We start from the raw sequence: 23,611 nt of genomic DNA on the forward strand, positions 1-23,611 counted from the left end.
TGCCCGCGCAGATGTTGGACATCCTTGCGGACGTGCGCATGGCCGCCCTCTCGTGCCGGTCTGCGGCGCGCACGGATGTGTTCAAAGCCTGCGCGCTGCTGTCGACCACCCCGAAAGAGACGCGACCGGTCTTTGCCGACGCCTTCGTGCGGTGCCTGACACAGGCATGGGGCGCAGCGCCGGTATTCTTCCGACCGGGCGTGCCTGAACTGTCGTTCGACGAAGCCTGGCTCACCTCCGCCTTGCGGGCCGCGCAGGCGGAGGATGATGCCAGCTTCACTTTCCTCATCAACAGCCGCGTCCCCTTCGAACACCGCCGCGCCATCGGGTTTCTGGCGCGCGGTTTGATGCGCAGATAGAGCTTTTAGAATTATTCTAAAAACATCTTGGCAAATCTGATCGGTGCCTTATGTATTGCGTGCAAGCCAGCACGTTCTCAGCCAGCCAGCATTCACTTTTAAAGGAGAGCATACGATGACTCAGACCGCCGCCGCCCTTTCCACTGACGCCCAGACCCAGATTGTTGAGGCGCTGAACCAATCCGTCGCAGAAACCGCCGTGACCACCATGCTGGCGCAGAATTTCCACTGGAACGTGACCGGCATGGCCTTCGGCCCGCTGCATGACCTGTTCCAGAAGATCTATGAGGATCACTTTATCGCCCAGGACGATCTGGCCGAACGTATCAAGGCGTTGCAAGGCCATGCCGAAGGCACGTTGGCAGGCATGATCGCACGCTCCAAAGTGAGCGAGCATGACGGCCACGCCAAGGATCAGGAGATGATCAAGGCGATGATGGTCGCGCAGGAAACCCTCGCCGCGACCCTTGCGGGCGCGGGAGAGATTGCCGCCGTACATGGCGATACCCTGACCGAAGACCTGTGCATCGCGCGCGGGCAGGAGCATGAGAAATTCGCGTGGTTCCTGCGGTCGCATCTGGCGTAACGCAACGCGCTACGGCTCAATAGAGGCCCGCCCGAAACGGCGGGTCTTTTGCGTCAACAGACCCTAATCCTGCAAGAAATCAAACGGCACAATCTTGCGCTTTTTCAGCTTCTTGAGATAGGCGCGGGTCCAATGGTCGTATTTGCCCAGTTGCGCCTGCTGTGCCGTCAGCATCTGCACAAATCCCTGCCTGTGGCTTTCCTTTTTCAGGGATTTGAAAATCTGCTTTTGCGCCTTGGTCATCGCGCAGCCAATACAATGGCCCTCGCGTTTGTATTTACACACGTCAATACAAGGGCTTGGCGTCTTGGGCATGGGGGTGAATCCTGCAAACAATCACCAAGGAAGTGGGCCCGCACCCGCGCAATGTCAAAGGGACAGCACGCCGCAGGTTACATGTTTTTCAACGCCTGATAGGCCGCGCGATAACGGGCATGGCCCGCCTCCATCGCTGCGCGCAGGGCAGCGTCGGGGGCGTGTGCATGGGCCACGGGTGGCGGCGTTGCGACATCTGCAACCGCCGCACCCGTCGCCGCCAGCATCCCCAACCGCGCTGCACCCAGCGCTGCACCATAATCCCCGGCCTTTGGCACCGTCAGCGTGATCCCCAGCGTGCTGGCCATCATCGACAGCCAATGGGCTGACTGTGACCCGCCACCCAAGGCCAGCGCCGTCTCAATCGTCGTGCCCGTTGCCGCCAACGCATCGCGGCAATCGGCAAAGGCAAAACACACCCCCTGCATCACCGCCCGCGCCGCCGCCTTGGCGTCGGTCGCATGATCCAGATGCAGGAACTGCCCGCGCATCCTGGGATCGTTGATCGGCGTGCGTTCCCCTCCCAGATAGGGGAGGAACAACGTCCGCTGCGGGGCCGTGACCTCGCCCAGATCCGCCGTCAGCGCCGCCGCCGTCTGGCCCGTCAGCCGCGCCAGCCACTCCAGGGCGTCCGTCGCCGCAAGGATCACACCCATCTGGTGCCACGTATTCGGTGCCGCATGACAGAAGGTATGCACCGCCGTCTCCGCCTGCGGGCGAAAGCTGGCGTTGGAGGCAAAAAGGACCCCTGACGTGCCCAGCGACAGAAACGCCGTGCCATCGGTCACCACACCCGCACCCATGGCCGCCGCCGCATTGTCGCCCGCACCCCCCGCAATCGGCACCTGCCGCATCCCCAGCTCAGCCGCCAGATCGGCGCGCAGCATGGCCGATACGGCACTGCCCTCTACCAATCTTGGCATATGATCCCGGCTCAGATGACTATGCGCCAGCAACCTGTCCGACCAGTCCCGCGCCCCGATGTCCAACCAGCCTTTGCCGGAGGCATCAGACATCTCCGACACATGTTCCCCGCTCAGGAACAGCCGCAGATAATCCTTGGGCAGCAGGATTTTGGCTGTTTTCTCAAACACATCAGGCTCATTCAGCCGCACCCATTCGACCTTGGGTGCGGTGAAGCCTGCAAAGATGATATTGCCCGTGATCTGACGAAAATCCGCCATCGCGTCCATGGCCGCAGCCTCTGCATGCGCCCGCGTGTCATTCCACAACATGCACGGTCTGAGCGGCCTGTCATCTACGCCAATCAGCGTCGCGCCATGCTGATGGCCTGCCAGCCCGATCCCTTCGATCGCTGCGATGTCCACCTGTGCCGCCAGCGCCCGCAGCGCCTCCATCGTGGCATCGCACCAGCTTTGCGGGTCCTGTTCGGACCACCCATCATGGGGCCGCTGCACCGTCAACGCCACGCGGTGTTCCGCCAGCACGTTTTGGGCGTCATCCAGAACAATCGCCTTGAGCGACGATGTCCCCAGATCCAGCCCGATAAAACTCACGCGGCGGCCTTGGGGTTCTTGCCCAGAATGATCATCGACAGAATGTCATCCTCCGTCACGTCTTCGACCCGTTCCGAACCGACCATCTTGCCGTTTTTCATGACGGCCACCCGGTCACACAGGTCCATCATCTCGCGCGTGTCATGGCTGATCAGGAAGATGCCAAGGCCCTGCTTTTTCAACTCCTGAATGAGCTCCGCCACCATCGCGGTCTCATGCACCCCCAGCGCCGCTGTGGGTTCATCCATGATCAGGATCTGCGCGTTGAAATAGACCGCCCGCGCAATCGCCACCGATTGCCGCTGCCCCCCTGACAGGGCCGACACCGGCTCTTTCAGCTTTTTGAAGTTCGGGTTCAGCCGCGCCATGATCTTGCGCGTCTCCGCCTCCATCGTGGCATCATCCACGAAGCCGAGCCGCGTGGTCAACTCCCGGCCCAAAAACAGGTTCGAGGCCGCATCAAGGTTATCGGCCAACGCCAGCGTCTGATAGATCGTCTCAATGTTATGGTCGCGCGCGTCACGTGGCGTGGTGATCCGCGCCTCTTTCCCGTTGATCAGGATCTGCCCGCTGTCCATCTTATAAGCACCCGAGAGCATCTTGATCAGTGTCGATTTGCCCGCACCGTTGTGGCCCAGAAGGCCAACAACTTCACCGGGGTAAAGCTCAATACTCACGTGATCGACGGCCTTCACGCCACCAAAGGCGATGGAGACGTCCTTCATCTCAACAAGAGGGGTTCCGGTGTTCATCACTTCGCTCCTGTCAGTTTTCTATACTGAATGTCGATCCACACGGCCAGAACCAGCACAAGACCCACCACGATGTTCTGATAAGGCGCATCGACCCCCACCATCGCCATGCCCGATTGCAGCGACTGCATGATCAGCGCCCCGAAGATCGCGCCATAGATCGTGCCGATGCCCCCGGACAATGCCGTCCCACCAATCACCGCAGCCGCGATCACCCGCAATTCGTCCAGCACGCCAATGTCGTTTGTGTGATACCCCAGCCGGGCAGAGGCCACGATGCCCCCCAGCGCACAGAGCATACCCACCATGGCGAAAATCTTTACCGTCAGCAGCTTGGTGTTCACGCCTGACAATTCCGCCGCATCCGGGTTGCCGCCCGTCGCAAAGATATAGCGCCCCAGCCGCGTCCGTTGGGCAATGACAGTCATGATGATGGCCACAGCGATCAACAGCAGCACGGAATAGGGGATACCATAGGCTGCCGTGCAACCTTCTGCCGCGTCGCAGCCCCAACGCTCAAAGTCCCGCGCGACAACACGTTCGGGGACAGCATAGGCGTTGAGAATTGCCACGAACCCAAGGATGGCCGCGACCACAATCGCAATGATCGCGCCTTCGGCCCAGAGGGGTTTCACCGGAAAGCCGTGGCTGACCTTGGTGCGCCGGGCGGACATCAGACCCACGGCTGCGGCCACGGCGGCTGCCAGCCCCAACGCCCAGCTCCAGAACACCCCCAGCGTGCCGTTGATGCCACCCAGCAGCATGTAGGTTTCGTTCAGTGGTCCGATCGTCTGCCCATCGGTCAGGTGCCAGGCCACGTTGCGCCAGATCAGCAACCCGCCAAGGGTCACGATAAAGGCCGGGATCGCCTGATAGCCGATCAGATAGCCCTGAAATCCCCCGATGATCGCGCCGGTTACAAGGCCCACGAGCATGGTGATCCACGGGATCATCGGATGGCCCAGCTCCAACCCAAGTACATTCGGCAAAAAGGATGTCTGCGTCATCGCCATCACGGCAGTGCAGGTCGCCAGCAGCGCGCCCACGGACAGGTCGATATGGCGGGTCACGATCACAAACACCATGCCGGTGGCCATGATGGCCACGGATACGGTCTGGATCGTCAGGTTAAAGATGTTCCGCGGGGTCAGAAAACGCCCGTCGGTCAGCACGTTGAACACCAGCGCCACCAGCACAAAGGCACCGATCATGCCCAGCAGGCGGGTGTCCAGATCAAGCGCCTGCCAGAAGCTGCGGCGCGCAGCTGGGGCGTCTGTAGCGGTGGATGTGTCTGACATGGGGGGTGTCCTCGCGAGGGAAGCGTGAGGCGGCAATGCCGCGTGCGTACAAGGAAAAAGCGCTCCGGCCCGCACAACAGCAGGCCGGAGCAGGGAGGAAATCAGTTACAAGGCGCGGGACCGTTGGTCACGCCCTGGCACAGTTTCTCTTGGGTGATCCAACCTGCATCGACCACAGCCGTCAGATTGTCTTTGGTGACAGGCACGGGGGCCAGGAACACAGCTGTCATTTCCGTCCCCGCAGGGGAGGTCCAGGACTGCGCGCCCTCAACAGCGGACATATCGCCATCGTTCTTGGCCATGGCAACGGCAATCTCGCCCGCCGCCTTGCCCAATTCCCGTGCGTCTTTCCACACGGATACAGTCTGCGTGCCCAATGCGACACGGTTCAGTGCGGCGTGATCGCCGTCCTGACCGGAGACCGGGATGCCTTCCATGCCCTGTGCGGTCAGTGCCGCAACCGCGCCACCTGCCGTACCGTCGTTGGAGGCCACAACCGCATCGACCTTGTTGTCGTTGGCGGTCAGGATCTGCTCCATGTTGCGCTGCGCATTCGCAGGCAGCCAGCCATCGGTATAGGCTTCGTCCACGATGGTGATGTCGCCCGCGTCAATCGCCGCCTGCAACACTTCCTGCTGACCACCGCGCAGGAAATCTGCGTTCGGGTCGGTGGGGGAGCCTTTGATCATCACGTAGTTGCCGGTGGGCTGGGCGGCCAACACGGCACGCGCCTGCATCCGGCCCACTTCGACGTTGTCGAACGTCAGGTAGAACGCGCGGTTGTCTTCGATCAGGCGGTCATAGCCCACAACCGGAATACCTTCGGCAGCCGCCGCATCCACAGCCGGGCCAATCGCGGCACTGTCCTGCGCGAGGATGATCAGCGCATCAACACCCTGTGCAATCAGGCTTTCAACATCTGACAACTGCTTGGCCGAAGAAGACTGCGCATCCGCCGACACATAGGTCGCACCTGCGGCTTCCAACGCGGCCTTGATCGCCGCTTCATCTGTCTTCCAACGCTCTTCCTGAAAGTTGGACCAACTGACGCCGACGGAAACGGAATGGCCATCTGCCATGGCGATGGAGCCAAAGCCGACGCTGACAGCCGTCGCGGCGGCTGCGAATAGATTCTTATACATAAGATCCTCCCTGGATAAGCCCGACCTCTGCGTGCCGGGGCGAGTCATGTGGACTCATGCACCCAATCTGCTCTATTTTTTTCAGTTGTCAAAATAAAAAAATCAGAAATGGCCAAATATTTCTCTGGTCAGGTGGAAATTCCGCCCATAACCTACCATGAAACCGGAAATCACGATGAAATCCATGATTTTTAATTTAGGGATTAAATAATTTGGACGGTACGGCTCCAACACCACCCGCGCAGGCTGAAGGCTACGGCCCGCTTTTGCAAGCACCGCGTGCAGGCAAGGGGGGACTCCGCCAACGGGTGTTCGAATACGTCCGCGCCAATGGACAAGCCGCGCGGGCGGACATCACCCGCGCGCTCGACATCTCTGCGGGGTCCGCCACCACGCTGACGGCGGATCTGATCGCGGCAGGTTTCCTGCGCGAAGTCGTCGGCACACCGCGCGAGCAGGGCAGGGGCCGCCCGCCCGTTGCCTTGGCCGTGGTGCCGGAAGCCGCACATGTGATCGGCCTCAAACTGTCCTACAAGACCCACACCGCCGTGCTGACCAACTTTGCCGGAGAAATGATTGCCGATCTTTCCCTGCCAGCGTCCGACAAACGCCTGTCCCTGCCGGATCTGATGTCCGAAATCGTGGCGCTGATCGACCGTTTGCTGTGGCAGAACGATATGGAACGCCATCAGGTCCAGGCGGTCGGGATCGGCATGCCTGGGATCATTGATCCCGTCTCCGGACTGGTGATGTGGTCCTCGCTCCTGCAAAACCGCGACGAAAATCTGGTCGGGGCCTTTGCTGAGGCGCTGAACATACCTGTCTACATCGACAACGACGCCAACATGCTGACCCTGGCAGAACTGTGGTTTGGTGCCGGCCGCGCGATGTCCGACTTTGCCGTTGTGACCATCGAAAACGGGGTCGGCATGGGGCTGGTGCTGGACAATTGCCTCTACCGCGGGGCCCATGGCATGGGGTTGGAACTGGGCCATACCAAGGTGCAACTGGACGGCGCGCTCTGCCGCTGTGGCCAGCGCGGGTGTCTGGAAGCCTATCTGGCCGATTACGCCCTCACCCGCGAAGCCGCCACCGCGCTGGATTTTGCCTTTGACGAAAGCCACAGCCGTCAGGACGTGCTTGAGGTGCTGCTGGCCGAAGCCGAAGCAGGCCAGACCGCAGCGCGCACCATCTTCCGCCGGGCGGGGCGGTATCTGTCGCTGGGCCTGTCGAATGTGGTGCAACTCTTTGATCCCGAACTGATCATCCTGTCGGGCGAACGGATGCAGCACGGCAATCTCTTTGCCTCCGAGATCATGGAAGAGATGCAGGAAATGACCCTCTCCGAAGGGCGCAAACCCTGCGAAGTCGCGATCCATCCCTGTGGCGATCTGGTCTGGGCGCGCGGTGCCACCGCGCTGGCCTTGTCCGCCCTCACCGACACCCTGCTGGCAGGAGAGGCGTCTTCTGCGTGAGGCGGTTTTGCGCGCTTCTGGCTTGCCTTGTGGGAAGCAACACTGCGGCTGATCCGATGTTTCAGGACATGTCGCAGGCGCTGCCGCTGCACCAGTACGAAGGCGGCTGGACCCATTTTGTCGGCGGCGGTGTGGCGGTGTTTGACTGCAACGGGGACGCGCGCCCGGACATCTTCGCCGCCGGCGGCAGCGCACCTGCCCGCATGATCCGCAACGACGGTGATTTCGCCTTTACCCAAGTGCCCCTCCCGCTGTTGATCGGGGTCACAGGCGCCTATCCGATCGACATGGATGCCGATGGCCATCGTGACCTCTTTGTCCTGCGGGTCGGCCCAAACGTGGTCTTGCGTGGCACCGGCGACTGCCGGTTTGAGGACGCCACCGCCTCCTGGGGCCTGCCCCGGCACGACCAGTGGAGCACCGCTTTCACCGCCTGGTGGGAGGACGATGCCCGCCCCGTCATGGCCGTGGGCAACTATGTCGACCGCGATGACCCGGACGGCCCCTTTGAAGCCTGTGATCACAACGTGATCCTGCGCCCCACAGGGGAAAGCTACACCGCCCAGCCCCTCACCCCCGGCTATTGCGCCCTGTCGATCCTCGCTGCGCGTGATGCCTCCGGCACCCGGCGCCTGCGCCTGTCGAACGACCGCCACTACTATGTCTCCGGCGGGCATGAACAGATGTGGGACATCGCCAGCCGCCGTTTTCTTGGCGCGCAGGACGGCTGGCAAAACGTCTCCCTCTGGGGCATGGGCATCGCCAGCCGCGACATCACCGGCGATGGCCGGGATGAAGTGATGCTGACCTCCATGGGCGACCAGCTGTTGCAGATCGCAGGGCCCGACGGCACATATACAGGCGCGCCTTTCAGCATCGGCACCTACGCCCAACGCCCGCATGTGGGCGGCGATGGCCGCCCCTCCACCGGCTGGCACGCGGAATTTGGCGACATCGACAACGACGGCCGCGCCGATCTCTTCATCGCCAAAGGCAACGTGGACCAGATGCCCGGCATGGCCACCCGTGACCCCAACAACCTGCTGATGCAAACCCCCGATGGCCTCTTTGTCGAACGCGCCGCCAGCGCAGGCGTCGCGGCAATGGAGCGGTCACGTGGCGCAGCGCTCGCGGATTTCGATGGCGACGGACGCCTCGACCTGATCGTGACCAACCGCCGCGCGCCGCTGATGCTCTACCGCAATGTGACGCAAGACACCGGCAACTGGCTCAAGGTTGGCCTGCGCCAGCCGGGCGGCAACCGCGACGCCATCGGCGCCACCATCACTGTCACGACCGCACAGCACACCCAAACCCTGCAACGCATCATCGGCGGCGGCCATGCGGGTGGCCACCTTCTGCCCCTGCACATCGGCCTCGGCGCAGCCCCCGCAGCAGAGATTACAGTCACCTGGCCAGATGGCAGCCTCTCCACCCACAACATCCGGGCCAATCAAACCCGTCTCCTGCAAAAGCCGTAGCCCGAGTAACGCTCACCCCTTCTCCACCCGTTGCCTGCACCGCTCCCCTCACACACCAGCACAAGCCACAAGGTCACCGTCCGCCCCCTCTTTTTGGCCAAAAATATCCCTGCACCTCAGACGCCACAAACGCGCCGCCTAAGGCACCTTCTCCACAACCAGCCCACTCGGCACGGTCTCAGGCACACCAAGCCGCCCCGCCACGCTCGCCGGATCCGTCAGTGTCTCCAGAAACGCCACGATTGCGGCCACCTCATCCGCCGCAAGCGGCTGGTCCACCCGACCAATCGCCGCCGCAATCGCCGCAACCTCCGTCCTGTCGCGCATCACCGCAAAATCCGCCGCCATGGCGCCTGCCAGGACAGCCTGCGCCGGATCATATGCCGCCAACCCGGCCCGAGGGGCCGCATGATCGGCCACAAACCGCGCCAAGTCCCGATGCGCACCCGCATGCCCATACGGCCCCGTCACTGCGACATTGCGCAAAGAGGGCGTGCGAAAGGCAAACAGATCCGCCGGATCACCCGTCACCCGAAACCGTCCCGTGTCGCGCTGGTGCGTCTCAAACGTCGCTGCTTTCCCCGGCCCGATCTGTGGCGCGCCCATCGCGTGAAAGCTGTTGTCGGTCAAAAGCGCCCCGCTGTGGCAGCCGCTGCATCCCGCATCCCCATAGAACAACGCCATGCCACGGGCCGCTTCGCCGTCCAGCGTTGCCTCCCCGCGCAACACCGCATCAAAGGGCGCCGTGTCAGAGCGCCATTCAAACGCCATAAACGCCGCAATCGCGTTGGAGATATCGGTAAACGCAATGTCCTCTGGCCCGCGCACATGATCATAGGTGGCTTCAAACGCCTGCGCATAGGCAGGCACGCCTGCCACCCGCCGGGACAGCAAATCCCAGGCGCCACCGGGCCCGGTGATCACTCCCTGCCGCACCGCCCGTGCCACGTCGTTCTCCTTCCAGGACCCCGCCATCTCATCCCGGCTCAGCACCGGAAACATCGTCTGCGCCGACAGGGCAGAGGCAAAACCGCTCACCATATCCGCATCCATCGGCGTACGGATGCCGCCGGGTTGTGCCGGATCAACTTCCAGCCGCCCGTCGTGAAACAGCACCGTCATCTGCCGCGCGCCCAGATTGAACAGCGCAGGTGCGTTGCGCGGAATGCGCTTCTCGGGCGGGTTCTCCGGATCAGGACGCCGCGCAAGCCCCATGCCAATGCCGCCATCCCCGATCGACAGTGACACACCATCCCCGGTCCCAAACGCCGGATGGTGGCAGGTCGCGCAGGACACAGTGCGGTTGCCCGACAGGATCGGATCGTAAAACAACAGCCGCCCCAATGCGGCTTCCTCCGGGTCCACAGGCAGGAAATCCGCATCCGTCAACGGCGCGGGCAGGGGATCGGCCAATACCGCCAGTGGCAGCGCCAGCGCCGCAAAGAGGGAGAGCATCCATTTCATCGCCCCGACGCTAACAAACTGACAGAGCAGGGCAAACGCAAACGAGCCCCTTTCCAACGGTTTCTGCTTTGATACTGTCGCGCCAAAAGGGGCGGCCATGACAGACACACCATACGACATCATCGTGATCGGCGCAGGCATCGCCGGGGCCTCTGTCGCAGCGGAACTCGCCCCCCACCGCCGCGTGCTGCTGCTGGAGCGCGAAGCGCAGCCGGGCTACCACACGACAGGGCGCTCCGCCGCGCTCTATACCATCGCCTACGGCCCGCCCGTGATCCGTGCCCTGACGCGGGCCTCGGGCGCGTTCTTCAATCAACCACCAGATGGCACAGACAGCTTCCTCTCCCCCCGTGGCGTTGTCTTTGTCGCCCGCGATGACCAGACCCAGGCACTCACTGCGCTGCAAACAGACCTCGGCACCGCCGTCACGCCGATGACCACCGATGCGGTGGAAGAGGCTGTCCCGCTCCTCCGCCCCGGCTATTGCGCCGCAGGCCTGCACGACGCCACCGCCGCTGACATCGACGTCGGACGCCTGCACCAGCACTTCCTTGCGGGCCTGCGCGCACAGGGTGGTGTGTTGCACTGCAAGGCAGAGGTGACCGCCCTCAACCAGCATGGGGGAAACTGGCAGGTCACCACGCCCCAGGGCACATTCACCGCCCCCACCATCATCAACGCAGCAGGCGCATGGGCTGACACCATCGCCATCAAAGCAGGCCTGCCCCCCGCTGACCTCACCCCCAAACGCCGCACCGCCCTGATCGTGGCACCCCCAAAGGGCACCGACGTCGCCTCCCTCCCGCTGGTCGTGGACGCCGAGGAATCCTTCTACCTCAAACCCGAAGCAGGCCAGCTGCTGATCTCTCCGGCGGATGCCACACCCTCTGCCCCCTGCGATGCCCAGCCGGAGGAAATGGACGTGGCGATCTGCGTCGACCGGATCGAAACCGCCTTCGATCTGCCCATCCGCCGCATCGACCACAAATGGGCGGGCCTGCGCAGTTTCCTGCCCGATGGCGACCCGCTGGCCGGTTTTGACCCGCAGGCTGAGGGGTTCTTCTGGCTGGCAGGACAGGGCGGTTACGGCATCCAGACCGCCCCGGCTCTGGCCCGCGCCGCTGCCGCCTTGGTACGGGGCGAACCACTGCCCGACGACATCGCCGCCGAAGGTGTCACGCCCCAAGCCCTCTCTCGCAGCCGCCCCGGATTGCCCTGACCGCAACCCCTGCAAAAACGCGCAGACCAATGTGCACCTCGGCCCTCGTCTTTTGCATGGCACAGGCGTAAGGCTGGGGCATGGCTCAATTCGTTACTCTTGAAGAGGCAAAAAGCCTCCCCTTCTGGCGCCGTCCGGTTGCTTTGCTGTTCCTGATGGCAATGGCGATGCCGATTGCTTTCAACGTCTGGTCGGCTTTGCTGAACAACTTCGTGACGGAAATGGCGGATTTCGATGGGTCCGATATCGGCTTGCTGCACACAATCCGCGAGATTCCTGGTTTCTTGGCCATTGGCGTGATCGCTATCCTCATGTTTATGCGTGAGCAGGTGCTGGGGCTGGTGTCGCTTGTTCTGCTGGGGGCGGCCACGGCAATCACTGCATGGTTTCCGCAAATGGGCGGTATTCTGACGCTGACGATGCTCAGCTCCATCGGCTTTCACTATTACGAGACGGTCAACCAGTCCCTGCAACTGCAATGGCTGAAGATTGAGGACGCCCCGCGTATGATCGGCTGGCTGATGGCGGCAGGGTCGCTGGCGACGATGCTGGCCTACATCTTGATTATCGGCACATGGAAGGCCTTCGATCTGTCCTATAACCTCGTCTATCTGATGGCGGGCGGCACAACAGTGCTGATCGCGCTTTTTGCGATGGTCGCCTATCCGCAATTCGAAGCACCTACACCACAGAACAAACGTATGATCCTGCGCCGCCGCTACTGGCTTTATTATGCGATGCAGTTCATGGCGGGGGCGCGGCGACAGATTTTTGTGGTTTTTGCAGCTTTCATGATGGTGGAAAAGTTTGGGTTTGAGGTGGATGAGATCACGGCGCTTCTTCTCATTACACTAGTGGCCAACATCATCTGTGCGCCGCTGATGGGTCGCGCGGTCAGTTATTTTGGCGAACGCCGCGCGCTGGGGTTTGAGTACATTGGGCTGGTTGTCGTGTTCCTATGCTACGGTGGCGTTTATTATATGAGCTGGGGAGTATTGGTCGGATCGGCGCTTTATATCCTAGACCATATCTTTTTCGCCCTGGCCCTCGCGCTGAAAACCTACTTCCAGAAAATCGCTGATCCGGCGGACATTGCGCCGACTGCCGCGGTGGCCTTCACCATCAACCATATCGCGGCAGTGTTTTTGCCGTTTGGGCTGGGGTTGTTGTGGCTGGCATCTCCGGCGGCGGTGTTCCTGCTGGCCGCCGCCATGGCTGCCACCTCCTTCTGCCTTGCCATGATGATCCCCCGCCATCCCGCGCCGGGGAATGAGACGATCTTCGCCAGACCCATCCCCCAGGCCGCGGAATAGCCCGGTGGCAGAGGGCAGGTTCCTGACCGGCAGCACCATGGGACATGTGGTGCGGATGACCGCGACAGGGGCCATGGGGATCACCTTCGTCTTTCTGGTCGATGCCGCGAACCTTCTGTGGATTGCACAACTGGGCGACCCGCAGCTTGTGGCCGCCATCGGCTTTGCCTATGCGATCCAGTTCTTTTCGGTTTCCGTCGGCGTGGGTCTGATGATTGCCGCGACCGCCCTGATCTCCCGCAGCATCGGGCAGGGAGAGCGGGCAATGGCCCGCAGGCAAGCCGGGGCAGGGATTGTGATTGCGGCCTCCATTCAGGCGGTCGTGGCGCTGCTGATCGTGAGCTTCCGACATGATCTTGTGGAAATGGCAGGCGCCACGGGCGAAACCGCGCGCCTTGCCGCACGGTATCTGGCAATCACGATCCCTTCGCTGGTGGTGATGTCCTGCGGGATGCTCTGTTCCGGCGCGCTGCGGGCGGATGGCTATGGCGCGAAGGCGATGTACATCACGCTCCTGTCCGGTCTGGTGCTGCTGATCATAGACCCCATTCTGATCTTCGGGTTCGGCTGGGGGCTGGACGGCGCGGCCATCGGGCTGGTGCTGTTCCGCTTTGCGCTGATGGGCTTGGGCATCTATTTCGCCATCATCCAGATGCAGCTGGTCGAACGCCCCCGCCTGCGCACCTTCCGCCGCATCCTGTGGCCCTTCATGGCCGTGGCAGGCCCCGCCATCGCCACCCAGATGTCCACACCTGTGGGGAACTACCTGCTGACGGGCGTGATGGCGGCATTCGGGGATGAGGCGGTGGCGGCTTGGGCCGTCGTCGGGCGGCTGACCGTGGTGGTCTTTGGCGGCATCTTTGCGCTGTCGGGCGCTATTGGCGGGATCTTCGGCCAGAACTTCGGCGCGGGCCAGATCGACCGGGTGCGCAGCACCTACCGTGATGCGCTGGTGTTCTGCGGGGTCTATACCGTTGTGGCATGGGGGCTGCTGTTGCTGGCAACACCCTTCATCATTCAGATCTTCGGACTGCCGCCGCAAGGGGCAGAGGTGCTGCGCGCCTTCACCCTTGTCGGTGTGGGCGGTTTTATCTTCGTGGGCGCGCTCTTTGTCTCCAACGCGGCGTTCAACAATCTGGGCAAGCCGGGACGGTCGACCCTGGTGAACTGGCTCAAGGATGCGGCGGTAAGCTGGCCCGCTGCGGTCTGGCTTGCGCCGATCTTTGGTGCAACCGGCGTGATCTACGGTCAGGCACTGGCAGGCGCGCTGATGGGCACGCTGGCCGCACTCTGGGGTTGGTCCTATGTGGCAGGGCTGCGCGCCACCCCGCCGGTCACGCTTGACCCTGACCGCCCACGGCCCTACCCGAACCCCGACAGACACAGGATACGCTGATGCCCACTTTCACCGCTCTCACCACCCTTGAGGGGCGCGACCCCGCCTACAAACTCGGCGACGCGATGGAGCGGATGGACCCACCCCCCACCGGCATCGGCGTGTTCGAGATGGAAGACGGCTCCGGCCTGTGGGAAGTCGGCGGGTATTTTGAGGAAAGCCCCGACGTCGGCGCACTGGCGCTGCTGGCCGCCGCGATGGGGGCCAAACCCTTCACCGTGTCCGAACTGCCCGAAACCGACTGGGTCGCTCACGTGCGCCGCGAATTGTCACCGGTGGCTGCGGGTCGGTTCTTTGTCTACGGCAGCCATGATGCCGACAAAGTCCCCGCAGATGCCGAACCCCTGCTGATCGAAGCCGCCATGGCCTTTGGCACCGGGCACCACGGCACGACGCTGGGGTGCCTGCGCGCGCTGGACCGGCTGGCCACGGACGGCTTCATTGGCCGCAGGGTTGTCGACATCGGCTGTGGCACCGCGGTGCTGGCCATGGCCGCCGCGCGCATCTGGGACGCTCCGGTGCTGGCCAGCGACATTGATGAGGTGGCTGTGGACGTTGCAAAAGCCAACGTGACCGCCAATGCGCTGGACGGAAGGGTGACCTGTGTCGAAGCCGCAGGCTTTGACCACCCAACGCTGGCGCAGGCCGCCCCCTTTGATCTGGTCTTTGCCAATATCCTCAAAGGACCGCTTGTGGCCCTTGCACCGGACATGGCGCAGGCCCTGCAACCGGGCGGTTATGCGATTCTATCAGGGATTCTCAACGAACAAGCCGACAATGTGGTGGAGGTTTATGCACGATCTGGCATCAATCTTGTGCACCGGGAAAGCATTGTCGACTGGACGACACTCGCCCTGCAAAGAAATACCTGATTTGAAGGGCTTTTAAGGTCTATTTGAGGCATTTGCCCAGAAATTGCCACATTTGTGTTCCAAACAAGGCTCAACAGCGGTGGGGGCCGTTTGTTACGAGAGTCTGTCATGGTTGAGACACACGATCACTTTACCAAGCGCCTGGGCAAGCTGGGGCGCAAACATGAGCAAATGACTCATGGGTATACCACGAAAGTGGGCAAAGACGGCCTGATCACCGTCACACCAAAAGCACGCCGCGCCCGCAGCACCTCCGGAATTACATTCCTTTTGCTGGTGGCACTTGGCTTTTTCGCTTTCAAAGCCTTCATGCTGGCGGCATCCGGCCCCGACGCATACGGCGATCGCCTTGCTGGCATGAAAGAGGGCACCGTGATTGAACAGGCCGGGGCATTTGTTCTGGGTGTTGATCCGATCACCCAGAAGCTGGCCGATCTGGCAGGCCCGATCCTGCGATAAGTTCTCCCTGTCGGACCTCTGGGGGGAGGTCTGACGCCCAAGCATGTCCGGACACGGACATGAGAAAGCCGCGCTCTGATCTCTCAGGCGCGGCTTTTGCTGTGTCTTGCCCCCGGCTTTGTGCCTGTGCCCCCGGCTTCTGCCAGGGGCGATCCGCAGGGTTAGCGGATAAAGTGCGACTTGGCGACGTTGTCTACGTCGCTGCGCAGCAGGCCGATGTCTTCCAGCTCACGGTCTGTGAGGCTGTTGAGGGCCTTACGGGTCATCGCGGCGTCGCGCCATGCCACAACTGCGGTGACGAGCGAGGCCAGGAAAGAGCCGAATTTGGATACGGCACTTGCGGAGCCGTATGTGGTGCGGGTGGTGTCAAAAGCTGCCATGTGAGCCGTCCTTCTGTTTGAGTGTGGTGTTGGTCTGTCCAACGTCGTGATGGGCAGATAGGGGGCATCGGACCGTTCGGCAATGGCCCGAATTGCAAATGTGATATGCAATTTCTGCATGGCTGAAAAAAAGAGTTAACCTGCCGTAAATTATACACTTATTGGCCACAATGAATGTCGTTTTTAGCGCTTTCGAAGGCGCGGATGTTGCATGTGCAGCATTTGCGACATGGGCGATGTCGCAATTCGCTCAAAACAGTTTCCACGCCTTTTTGTTTGTCGGATGTTCGCCTTTCGTGCTAGTGCATCAAAAAAGCAACAAATCTGGGCAGGGTGGGCAGATGATCAGAGTGATCGGCATAGATCCGGGGCTGCGCAACCTCGGATGGGGCGTCATCGACGTGGCGGGCAGCAAACTGATTCACGTCGCGAACGGGGTCTGCCAGTCTCAGGGCGATGATCTGGCCGCGCGGCTGCTGTCTCTGCATGGGCAACTCACGGATGTGTTTGCCCGGTTCCAGCCGCAGGCGGCGGCGGTGGAACAGACCTTTGTCAACAAGGATGGCGCAGGCACGCTCAAGCTGGGACAGGCGCGGGGCATCGCGATGCTGGTGCCCGCACAGGCAGGGCTGAGCGTGGGCGAATACGCGCCCAACAAGATCAAGAAGACCGTCGTGGGCGTGGGCCACGCGGACAAGACACAGGTGGCACATATGGTGCAGATGCAATTGCCGGGAGCCGAGATCACCGGCCCCGATGCCGCCGACGCACTGGCCATCGCGATCTGCCACGCCCACCACGGCCCCGCAGGCGGGCTGGCGGCGGCCGTGATGAGGGCCAGCGCATGATTGGCAAGATCACCGGACGGATCGACTACCGGACTGTGGATCACGTGCTGATCGACGTGCGGGGCGTGGGGTATCTGGTCTATTGCTCGGAACGGACCATGGCGGCACTGCCCGGTGTGGGAGAGGTCGTGGCGCTCTATACCGATCTGCTGGTGCGGGAAGATGTTTTGCAGCTATTCGGCTTTCAGACGCTGGCGGAAAAGGAATGGCACCGCCTGCTGACCTCGGTGCAGGGGGTGGGGGCCAAGGCGTCGCTGGCGATCCTCGGCACACTTGGCCCCGATGGGGTCAGCCGCGCGATTGCGCTGGGCGACTGGAACGCGGTGAAAGCGGCCAAGGGCGTGGGCCCCAAGATCGCGCAGCGCGTGGTGCTTGACCTCAAGGACAAGGCGCCGGGCGTGATGGCGATGGCCGGATCGCTGGCGCAGGCGCAGGGGGAAGAACAGGTCGAGGTGATTGAAACCGCCGCACCGCCCCCCGTGGCAGCCGCCCCCACCAGCAGCGCGCAGGCTGAAGCCTTGTCGGCTTTGGGCAACCTCGGCTACAGCCCCGGCGATGCCGCAGGGGCCGTTGCGCAAGCCGCGGGCGAAAACGCGGGCGCCGAGACGCCCGCCCTGATCCGCGCGGCGTTGAAACTCCTGGCGCCAAAGGGGTAGGGATGATGGGTGAACCTTGCGGTGCAAGAACCACCCATCCTACGGGAAGCTGCTAATGACCGAGATCGACCCCACCGTGCGCCCCGACCCGCTGCCTGAGGACTTCGACCGCGCCCTGCGTCCGCAGATGCTGGACGAATTCGTCGGGCAGGCAGAAGCGCGCGCGAACCTCAAGGTGTTCATCCAATCCGCCCGCCAGCGCGAAGAAGCCATGGACCACACGCTGTTCCACGGCCCGCCCGGTCTGGGCAAGACAACGCTGGCGCAGATCATGGCGCGCGAACTGGGTGTGGGGTTCCGCATGACCTCCGGCCCGGTGCTGGCCAAAGCCGGGGACCTCGCGGCGATCCTGACCAATCTGGAAGCGCGCGATGTGCTCTTCATTGACGAAATTCATCGCCTGAACCCGGCGGTGGAGGAAGTGTTGTATCCGGCACTGGAAGATTTCGAGCTGGATCTGGTGATCGGCGAAGGCCCCGCTGCGCGCACCGTGCGGATCGAATTGCAGCCCTTCACCCTGGTCGGTGCCACAACGCGCATGGGGTTGCTCACCACCCCGCTGCGCGACCGCTTTGGCATCCCCACACGGCTGGAATTCTATTCCGAGGATGAGCTGTTCATCATTGTCGAACGCAACGCCCGCAAGCTGGGCGCCCCGGCCGATGAAGCGGGCGCGCGCGAGATTGCCAAACGCGGGCGCGGCACGCCACGCATTGCCGGACGGCTGTTGCGCCGGGTCGTGGATTTTGCGCTGGTCGAAGGCGACGGGCGGGTGACGCAAGCGCTGGCTGATATGGCCCTGACCCGGTTGGGTGTGGACAAGCTGGGCCTTGATGGCGCGGACCGGCGGTATCTGAAGCTGATCGCAGAGAATTATCAGGGCGGCCCCGTGGGGATCGAGACCCTGTCGGCGGCTCTGAGCGAGAGCCGGGATGCGCTGGAAGAGGTGATTGAGCCGTTCCTGTTGCAGCAGGGTCTGATCCAGCGCACGCCGCGCGGGCGGATGCTGGCCGCGAAGGCCTGGACGCATTTGGGGATGGCCGCGCCCAAGGGGCAGAGTGATCTTTTTGGTTGAGACCGAAGACAAGAGATTTTAGCCCTTCGGGGAGGTTTTTTGAACCATTTGGAAGATGCGATGGATGTGGCTGAGATAGAGGCGCTGTTTACGCGCGGGGATGGGCAGTTTGCCTTTGCGCGCTGGGGGCGGCCGATCTGCCCGGTGGTCTTTGGTGTCGACGACGCGACTCTGGCGGTTGTGAAAGGCGCGATTGAGGCGACCTGTGAGCTTGCGGGGCACGAGATGGGCGAGATGGACGCCGAACTGGGCAGCAACCTGATGGTCTTCTTCTTTTCCGACTGGCAGGAATTGATCGAGGTGCCGGGCATGGACAAGCTGGTGCCGGATCTGGGGCCATTGGTGGCGCGGCTGGAGAAGGCGGAGGCGAACCAGTACCGCTTTTTCCGGTTTGATCCCGCAGGGGCCATCAAGGCCTGTTTCGTGTTTCTGCGCATGGATCAGCACCTGAGCGATGTGCCGGCCCAGACATTGGCGCTGAGCCAGATTGTGCAGTCGATGGTGCTGTGGTCTGACACCGCGTTTCAGGACCGCTCCGCCTTGATGGTGGCGGGGGAGACAACGGTGTTGCGCCCCAATATCGCCAGCCTGTTGCGCGCGGCCTATGATCCGGTCTTGCCCGTGGCCGCGCAGGATCCATCCTTCGCCCTGCGCCTTGCCGCCCGCATGGAGGCCCCGCAATGAGCCACACCTTCCCGATCCGCATCTTCTATGAAGACACCGATATGGCGGGCATCGTCTATTACGCCAATTATCTGCGCTATATCGAACGCGCCCGGTCGGACATTGTCGAACAGATGGGGCTGGATCAGCGCAGCATGCGCGCGGAAGGCATCGTCTTTGCCATCACGCGGGTGGAGGCGGATTACATCACGCCTGCGCGCTTTGGGGATCGGCTGGAAGTGCGCACCACGCATTATGCCAAGGGCGCTGTGCGCTGGATGTTTGATCAAGAAGTCTGGCGCGACGACACGGTTTTGTTCCGCTCCAAGGTCACCGCAGTGTCGATGTCGACGGAAGGAAAACCCGTGCGCCTTCCAGCAAGAGTTCGCTCACACCTCGATGTGACCGGTTAGTACGCGACGACGTCTAGCCAATCCCCTTGTTTCTCGCTACATTGCGCCCAAATTGAGCCCGAAAATCAGGGCCGAGGCGGCAGGCTGCCAGACCAACGGCAGGCACAGGAAAGAGTGGGAATAATGGAAACAGAGGCGCTCGCCCTCGCGCATGAGGTCGATTTCTCCATGTGGGGGCTGTTTGCCCGCGCGACACTGACCGTGAAACTGGTGATGATCATGCTGATCCTCGCCTCCTTCTGGTCCTGGGCCATCATCGTTCAGAAGATGCTGCAATACCGCGCCGCACGGGCCGAAGCGGAAGCCTTTGATCAGGCGTTCTGGTCCGGGGAGCCGCTGGATGGCTTGTTTGACACCATTGGCGCCTCTCCCGATGGGCCGTCAGAGAAGGTCTTTGCCGCAGGCATGACCGAATGGCGGCGCTCGCACCGCGAGGATGGCGGGTTGATCCCCGGTGCCACCGCGCGGATCGACCGCTCCATGGATGTGGCGATCTCCAAGGAGGCCGAGAGCTTGCAGAAGGGGCTGACAGTGCTGGCCACGGTTGGATCCTCTGCGCCGTTTATCGGGCTGTTCGGTACCGTGATCGGCATCATGAATGCGTTTATCGAGATTGCAGAGCAGCAGAACACCAACCTTGCCGTTGTGGCACCGGGTATTGCGGAGGCTCTGCTGGCCACAGGTCTGGGCCTGTTGGCCGCGATCCCGGCGGTGATTTTCTACAACAAGCTGACGGCAGACAGCGACCGCATCCTGACCCAGCATGAGGCGTTCTCGGACGAATTCGCCACCATCCTCAGCCGCCAGTTGGACAGCTGAGCCGTGGGTGCCGGAGTGGTCAAATCCGACAGCGGCGGCGGCAAACGCCGTCGGCGCAGACGGCGCAGCGCGCCGATGTCCGAGATTAACGTCACACCATTCGTGGACGTCATGCTGGTGTTGTTGATCATCTTCATGGTCGCCGCCCCCCTGCTGACCGTAGGCGTGCCGGTGGAGCTGCCGCGTACCGCCGCAGGCGCCCTGCCTGCCGATCAGGAAGAACCCCTGGCCGTGACTGTCACCGCCGACGGCGCCGTGCAGATCCAGACAACCCCGGTGGCGCGCGATCAACTGGTCGTTCGCCTGCGCGCCATTGCCGCGGAGCGCACCAGCGACCGGGTGTTCCTGCGTGCGGATGGGGCCGTTCCCTATGCGCAGGTCATGGAAGTGATGGGCGCGCTCAACGCGGGCGGCTTTTCCAACATCGGACTTGTGACGGACATCGGCGGGCCTGCACTGGATGGCCGTCCGACAACAGGGGAATGATCGGTGGGTACCGGGCATGTCATCTCTGGTGCGGGGCATACGCTGCTGATCGGCTGGCTTTTGCTGGGCGATATCTTCGCCTCTGAACCGCCACCGTTTGAGGCGCAATCGGTCTCCATGGTCTCGGGTGCTGAGTTCGAGGCGCTGCTGGCCGCGCAGAAGCCGCCCAGTTCCACCACCGATGTGGCGCAGCCTGTGCAGCCCGTGGTGGAGGAAGAACAACCCGATCTGACCGCCACACCGGATGAGGTGATAGAACAGCCCGAACCCTTGCAGGCCGAAACGCTGCCCCCCGATCCTGCCCCTGATGTGACCGAACAAGCCGCCCTGCCGCCCGAAGCGGAAGTGGAAGACACGCCGCCTGATCTGTCGGAACCCATCGGCGATCAGGCCGTGTTGGTGCCCAATGTCGCCGAAGAAGCCGCACCCGAAGATGTGGAGCGGGTGGCCCCAGAGCCCGTGGCCCAGCCAGACCCCGATGCAACGCCCGACCCGGTGGCGCAGGAGGCCGTCGCCCCGGACGCGCAAGGCGAAGCGGTGGAGCAGGAGCCGCAGGAAGCCACCGCCCCCGAAGCGGCCACGACAGAGATTGTCACCGAAGCCACCGCGGCACCCGCCGCCTCCATCCGCCCACCGGGCCGCCGCCCGGATCGGCCCGCAGCCCCCGCACCGCAGGTTGCTGAGACTGAAGCCCCGACAGAGGAAGAAACAGACGTCGATGCCGCCGCAATTGCCGCCGCTGTGGCCGCAGCGCAGACCGAAACGGCAGAAGACACGCCCGCCGCCCCAAGCGGTCCGCCGTTGTCCGCAGGAGAGCGGGACAGTCTGCGGGTGGCGGTCTCCCAATGCTGGAACGTGGGCTCCCTGTCTTCCGATGCGCTCAGCACCACCGTGATTGTCAGCGTGTCGATGAACCCGGACGGCACGCCGATCACCGGCTCCATCACGCTGGAAGGGCGCGACGGCGGATCCGAGGCGGGCGCGCGGCAGGCGTTTGAAGCCGCCCGACGTGCGATTATCCGCTGTGGGGCGCGCGGCTATCAACTGCCGTCAGAGAAATACGAACAGTGGAAAGAGATCGAGATCACATTCAACCCAGAAGAGATGCGGCGCAGATGATGCGCGCGCCTTATATGGCAGATGACCGGCAATCCCCTGCCGGGGGCTGTAACATTGGCAAACTTCCCCTCGAACTTCCCGAATGTCCCATAATACTATGACCCGGTTCAGTCCCGAAAGGATGCAGGTAATATGAGTATCAGGATTTTAACCCTCTGTCTGGCGATGATTGTTGCCGTTGCAGGTCAGGTGCAGGCCCAGCAAGGCCCTCTGCGGATCGAGATCACCGAAGGTGTGATCGAACCCTTGCCCTTTGCCGTGCCCAGCTTTCAGCCTGAAAGCGCCGAAGCCGGACAGCTTGCCAATGATCTGGCGCGCGTGGTCGCGCAGGATCTGATCGGCACCGGTCTGTTCCGGGAAATCCCCGCCAGTGCCTTCATTTCCACGGTGAGCGACTTCAACGCCGAGGTGCAATACGCCGACTGGAAAGCGATCAATGCGCAGGCACTGGTCACCGGCGCGGTCAATGTCTCTGGCAACAACCTGACGGTGAAGTTCCGCCTCTATGACGTGTTCTCCGGGGCGGAACTGGGGGATGGGTTGCAATTCTCCGGCACGACCGATGGCTGGCGGCGCATGGCGCATAAGGTGGCCGATGCGGTCTACAGCCGGATTACGGGCGAGAGCGGCTATTTCGACAGCCGGGTTGTCTATGTCTCCGAAACCGGGCCAAAGGACGCGCGCAAAAAGCGGCTGGCGATCATGGATTATGACGGCGCGAACGTGCAGTTCCTGACCGATTCCAGCGCCATTGTGCTGGCGCCGCGCTTTTCACCTTCTGGTGATCGCGTGCTCTACACCAGCTACGAAAGCGGATTTCCGCGTATCTATGTGCTCGATATCGGGTCGGTGCAGCGGCGCGTGCTGGAAAGTGCCGATGGCACGATGAGCTTTGCGCCGCGCTTCTCTCCCTCCGGTCAGACGGTGGTCTTTTCACTGACGCAGGGCGGCAATACGGACATCTACACGATGGACATCAACTCAGGCCAATCGGTGCGCCTGACCAATACGCCGTCCATCGAAACCGCGCCCAGCTTCTCTCCCGATGGCAGCAAGATCGTCTTTGAAAGCGACCGATCCGGCACACAGCAGCTTTACGTGATGCCCGCAACTGGCGGAGAAGCCACAAGAATTTCCTTCGGACAGGGGCGGTACGGCACACCTGTCTGGTCCCCGCGCGGGGATCTGGTGGCCTTCACCAAGCAGAACGCCGGGCGCTTCCACATCGGGGTGATGCGTCTTGATGGCTCCGAAGAACGGCTGTTGACCGCCTCGTTCCTCGATGAGGGCCCCACCTGGGCGCCCAATGGCCGGGTGATCATGTTCGCCCGTGAAACCCAAGGGGCAGGCGGGTCGTCCACGCTTTATTCCGTGGACATCTCGGGCCGCAATCTGCGCCCCGTGCCCACACCCGAGGGTGGATCGGACCCCTCCTGGTCGCCTTTGCAAAAGTAAACACCCGCAGGTCCGAGTTATGTTCCCAAAACGCGGCGGACCTGCTAAT

Annotated in this window: 25 protein-coding genes; 18 read left to right on the top strand and 7 right to left on the bottom strand. The window is 62.6% G+C overall.

All coding sequences use genetic code 11. The features are described from left to right. Window positions 1–11 precede the first annotated feature (11 nt). Both Q1A91_RS14145 and Q1A91_RS14150 read left to right on the top strand, forming a co-directional pair. Entirely contained in the window at window positions 12–359 is a 348-nt protein-coding gene (locus Q1A91_RS14145) for a hypothetical protein (protein WP_299878543.1), read from the top strand. 115 nt (window positions 360–474) lie between these two features. Next, window positions 475–945, top strand: a complete 471-nt coding sequence (locus tag Q1A91_RS14150) for a DNA starvation/stationary phase protection protein (RefSeq protein WP_299878546.1) — start codon at window positions 475–477, stop codon at window positions 943–945. 63 nt (window positions 946–1,008) lie between these two features. Here the strand turns inward: Q1A91_RS14150 and Q1A91_RS14155 are convergent, their stop codons facing one another. The 5 genes from Q1A91_RS14155 to xylF form a co-directional block, all read right to left on the bottom strand. Then, complete coding sequence (locus Q1A91_RS14155; RefSeq protein WP_299878549.1) at window positions 1,009–1,260, bottom strand: DUF1289 domain-containing protein; 252 nt, start codon at window positions 1,258–1,260, stop codon at window positions 1,009–1,011. 77 nt (window positions 1,261–1,337) lie between these two features. Beyond that, the gene (xylB, locus tag Q1A91_RS14160) at window positions 1,338–2,777 is read right to left on the bottom strand and encodes a xylulokinase (protein WP_299878552.1); all 1,440 of its coding nucleotides are present in this window, start codon (window positions 2,775–2,777) and stop codon (window positions 1,338–1,340) included. After that, window positions 2,774–3,529: an ATP-binding cassette domain-containing protein gene (locus Q1A91_RS14165; RefSeq protein ID WP_299878555.1), complete on the bottom strand. Its 756-nt coding sequence runs from the start codon at window positions 3,527–3,529 to the stop codon at window positions 2,774–2,776. Before Q1A91_RS14165 ends, xylB begins: the two co-directional genes overlap by 4 nt. Beyond that, window positions 3,529–4,827 carry a sugar ABC transporter permease gene (locus Q1A91_RS14170; RefSeq protein WP_299878558.1) on the bottom strand — a complete coding sequence of 433 codons (1,299 nt, stop codon included), beginning with the start codon at window positions 4,825–4,827 and terminating at the stop codon, window positions 3,529–3,531. Before Q1A91_RS14170 ends, Q1A91_RS14165 begins: the two co-directional genes overlap by 1 nt. Before the next feature lie 101 nt (window positions 4,828–4,928). Continuing rightward, the gene (xylF, locus tag Q1A91_RS14175; RefSeq protein WP_299878561.1) at window positions 4,929–5,969 is read right to left on the bottom strand and encodes a D-xylose ABC transporter substrate-binding protein; all 1,041 of its coding nucleotides are present in this window, start codon (window positions 5,967–5,969) and stop codon (window positions 4,929–4,931) included. A 266-nt stretch (window positions 5,970–6,235) separates the two neighbouring features. Between xylF and Q1A91_RS14180 the strand changes: the two genes are divergently transcribed. Together Q1A91_RS14180 and Q1A91_RS14185 are read left to right on the top strand one after the other, a co-directional pair. Continuing rightward, the gene (locus Q1A91_RS14180) at window positions 6,236–7,444 is read left to right on the top strand and encodes an ROK family protein (protein WP_299879448.1); all 1,209 of its coding nucleotides are present in this window, start codon (window positions 6,236–6,238) and stop codon (window positions 7,442–7,444) included. A gap of 56 nt (window positions 7,445–7,500) precedes the next feature. Continuing rightward, window positions 7,501–8,925 carry a CRTAC1 family protein gene (locus Q1A91_RS14185; protein ID WP_299879451.1) on the top strand — a complete coding sequence of 475 codons (1,425 nt, stop codon included), beginning with the start codon at window positions 7,501–7,503 and terminating at the stop codon, window positions 8,923–8,925. A 138-nt stretch (window positions 8,926–9,063) separates the two neighbouring features. Here Q1A91_RS14185 and Q1A91_RS14190 read toward each other — a convergent pair whose 3' ends face one another. Next, the gene (locus tag Q1A91_RS14190) at window positions 9,064–10,389 is read right to left on the bottom strand and encodes a cytochrome c peroxidase (protein ID WP_299878562.1); all 1,326 of its coding nucleotides are present in this window, start codon (window positions 10,387–10,389) and stop codon (window positions 9,064–9,066) included. Window positions 10,390–10,486: 97 nt separating this feature from the next. Here Q1A91_RS14190 and Q1A91_RS14195 point away from each other — a divergent pair, with 97 nt between their 5' ends. The 5 genes from Q1A91_RS14195 to Q1A91_RS14215 all read left to right on the top strand — a co-directional run bounded on the left by Q1A91_RS14195 (window position 10,487) and on the right by Q1A91_RS14215 (window position 15,648). After that, window positions 10,487–11,608, top strand: a complete 1,122-nt coding sequence (locus tag Q1A91_RS14195; RefSeq protein WP_299878565.1) for an FAD-binding oxidoreductase — start codon at window positions 10,487–10,489, stop codon at window positions 11,606–11,608. Window positions 11,609–11,688: 80 nt separating this feature from the next. Beyond that, complete coding sequence (locus Q1A91_RS14200) at window positions 11,689–12,921, top strand: MFS transporter (RefSeq protein WP_299878568.1); 1,233 nt, start codon at window positions 11,689–11,691, stop codon at window positions 12,919–12,921. 4 nt (window positions 12,922–12,925) lie between these two features. Beyond that, window positions 12,926–14,317 (top strand): MATE family efflux transporter, encoded by a 1,392-nt coding sequence (locus Q1A91_RS14205; protein WP_299878571.1) that lies wholly within the window; start codon window positions 12,926–12,928, stop codon window positions 14,315–14,317. Next, window positions 14,317–15,189: a 50S ribosomal protein L11 methyltransferase gene (locus Q1A91_RS14210; protein ID WP_299878574.1), complete on the top strand. Its 873-nt coding sequence runs from the start codon at window positions 14,317–14,319 to the stop codon at window positions 15,187–15,189. The genes Q1A91_RS14205 and Q1A91_RS14210 overlap by 1 nt, the downstream gene beginning before the upstream one ends. Before the next feature lie 108 nt (window positions 15,190–15,297). Beyond that, window positions 15,298–15,648 (top strand): hypothetical protein, encoded by a 351-nt coding sequence (locus Q1A91_RS14215; protein ID WP_299878577.1) that lies wholly within the window; start codon window positions 15,298–15,300, stop codon window positions 15,646–15,648. A gap of 161 nt (window positions 15,649–15,809) precedes the next feature. Here the strand turns inward: Q1A91_RS14215 and Q1A91_RS14220 are convergent, their stop codons facing one another. After that, the gene (locus Q1A91_RS14220) at window positions 15,810–16,028 is read right to left on the bottom strand and encodes a DUF1127 domain-containing protein (protein ID WP_299878580.1); all 219 of its coding nucleotides are present in this window, start codon (window positions 16,026–16,028) and stop codon (window positions 15,810–15,812) included. Window positions 16,029–16,372: 344 nt separating this feature from the next. On the opposite strand from Q1A91_RS14220, the gene ruvC reads away from it, so the two are divergent. The 9 genes from ruvC (at window position 16,373) to tolB (ending at window position 23,562) form a co-directional block, all read left to right on the top strand. Further along, window positions 16,373–16,876, top strand: a complete 504-nt coding sequence (gene ruvC, locus Q1A91_RS14225; protein WP_299879454.1) for a crossover junction endodeoxyribonuclease RuvC — start codon at window positions 16,373–16,375, stop codon at window positions 16,874–16,876. Continuing rightward, the gene (gene ruvA / locus Q1A91_RS14230) at window positions 16,873–17,532 is read left to right on the top strand and encodes a Holliday junction branch migration protein RuvA (protein ID WP_299878583.1); all 660 of its coding nucleotides are present in this window, start codon (window positions 16,873–16,875) and stop codon (window positions 17,530–17,532) included. Before ruvC ends, ruvA begins: the two co-directional genes overlap by 4 nt. A gap of 55 nt (window positions 17,533–17,587) precedes the next feature. Further along, on the top strand, window positions 17,588–18,607 hold the full coding sequence (gene ruvB, locus Q1A91_RS14235) for a Holliday junction branch migration DNA helicase RuvB (RefSeq protein WP_299878586.1): 1,020 nt from the start codon (window positions 17,588–17,590) through the stop codon (window positions 18,605–18,607). 60 nt (window positions 18,608–18,667) lie between these two features. Then, window positions 18,668–19,291 (top strand): hypothetical protein, encoded by a 624-nt coding sequence (locus tag Q1A91_RS14240; protein WP_299879457.1) that lies wholly within the window; start codon window positions 18,668–18,670, stop codon window positions 19,289–19,291. After that, window positions 19,288–19,683 (top strand): YbgC/FadM family acyl-CoA thioesterase, encoded by a 396-nt coding sequence (locus tag Q1A91_RS14245; RefSeq protein ID WP_299878589.1) that lies wholly within the window; start codon window positions 19,288–19,290, stop codon window positions 19,681–19,683. The genes Q1A91_RS14240 and Q1A91_RS14245 overlap by 4 nt, the downstream gene beginning before the upstream one ends. A gap of 123 nt (window positions 19,684–19,806) precedes the next feature. After that, a complete protein-coding gene (gene tolQ / locus Q1A91_RS14250) occupies window positions 19,807–20,502 on the top strand; it encodes a protein TolQ (protein ID WP_299878592.1) in 696 nt (231 codons plus the stop codon). Window positions 20,503–20,505: 3 nt separating this feature from the next. After that, on the top strand, window positions 20,506–20,988 hold the full coding sequence (tolR, locus tag Q1A91_RS14255; RefSeq protein ID WP_299878594.1) for a protein TolR: 483 nt from the start codon (window positions 20,506–20,508) through the stop codon (window positions 20,986–20,988). A 3-nt stretch (window positions 20,989–20,991) separates the two neighbouring features. Beyond that, on the top strand, window positions 20,992–22,107 hold the full coding sequence (locus Q1A91_RS14260; RefSeq protein WP_299878596.1) for an energy transducer TonB: 1,116 nt from the start codon (window positions 20,992–20,994) through the stop codon (window positions 22,105–22,107). 132 nt (window positions 22,108–22,239) lie between these two features. Beyond that, complete coding sequence (gene tolB / locus Q1A91_RS14265; RefSeq protein WP_299878599.1) at window positions 22,240–23,562, top strand: Tol-Pal system beta propeller repeat protein TolB; 1,323 nt, start codon at window positions 22,240–22,242, stop codon at window positions 23,560–23,562. Window positions 23,563–23,611: the final 49 nt, after the last annotated feature.

The sequence above is a fragment of the uncultured Sulfitobacter sp. genome, from assembly GCF_947500075.1.
Lineage (GTDB): Bacteria > Pseudomonadota > Alphaproteobacteria > Rhodobacterales > Rhodobacteraceae > Sulfitobacter.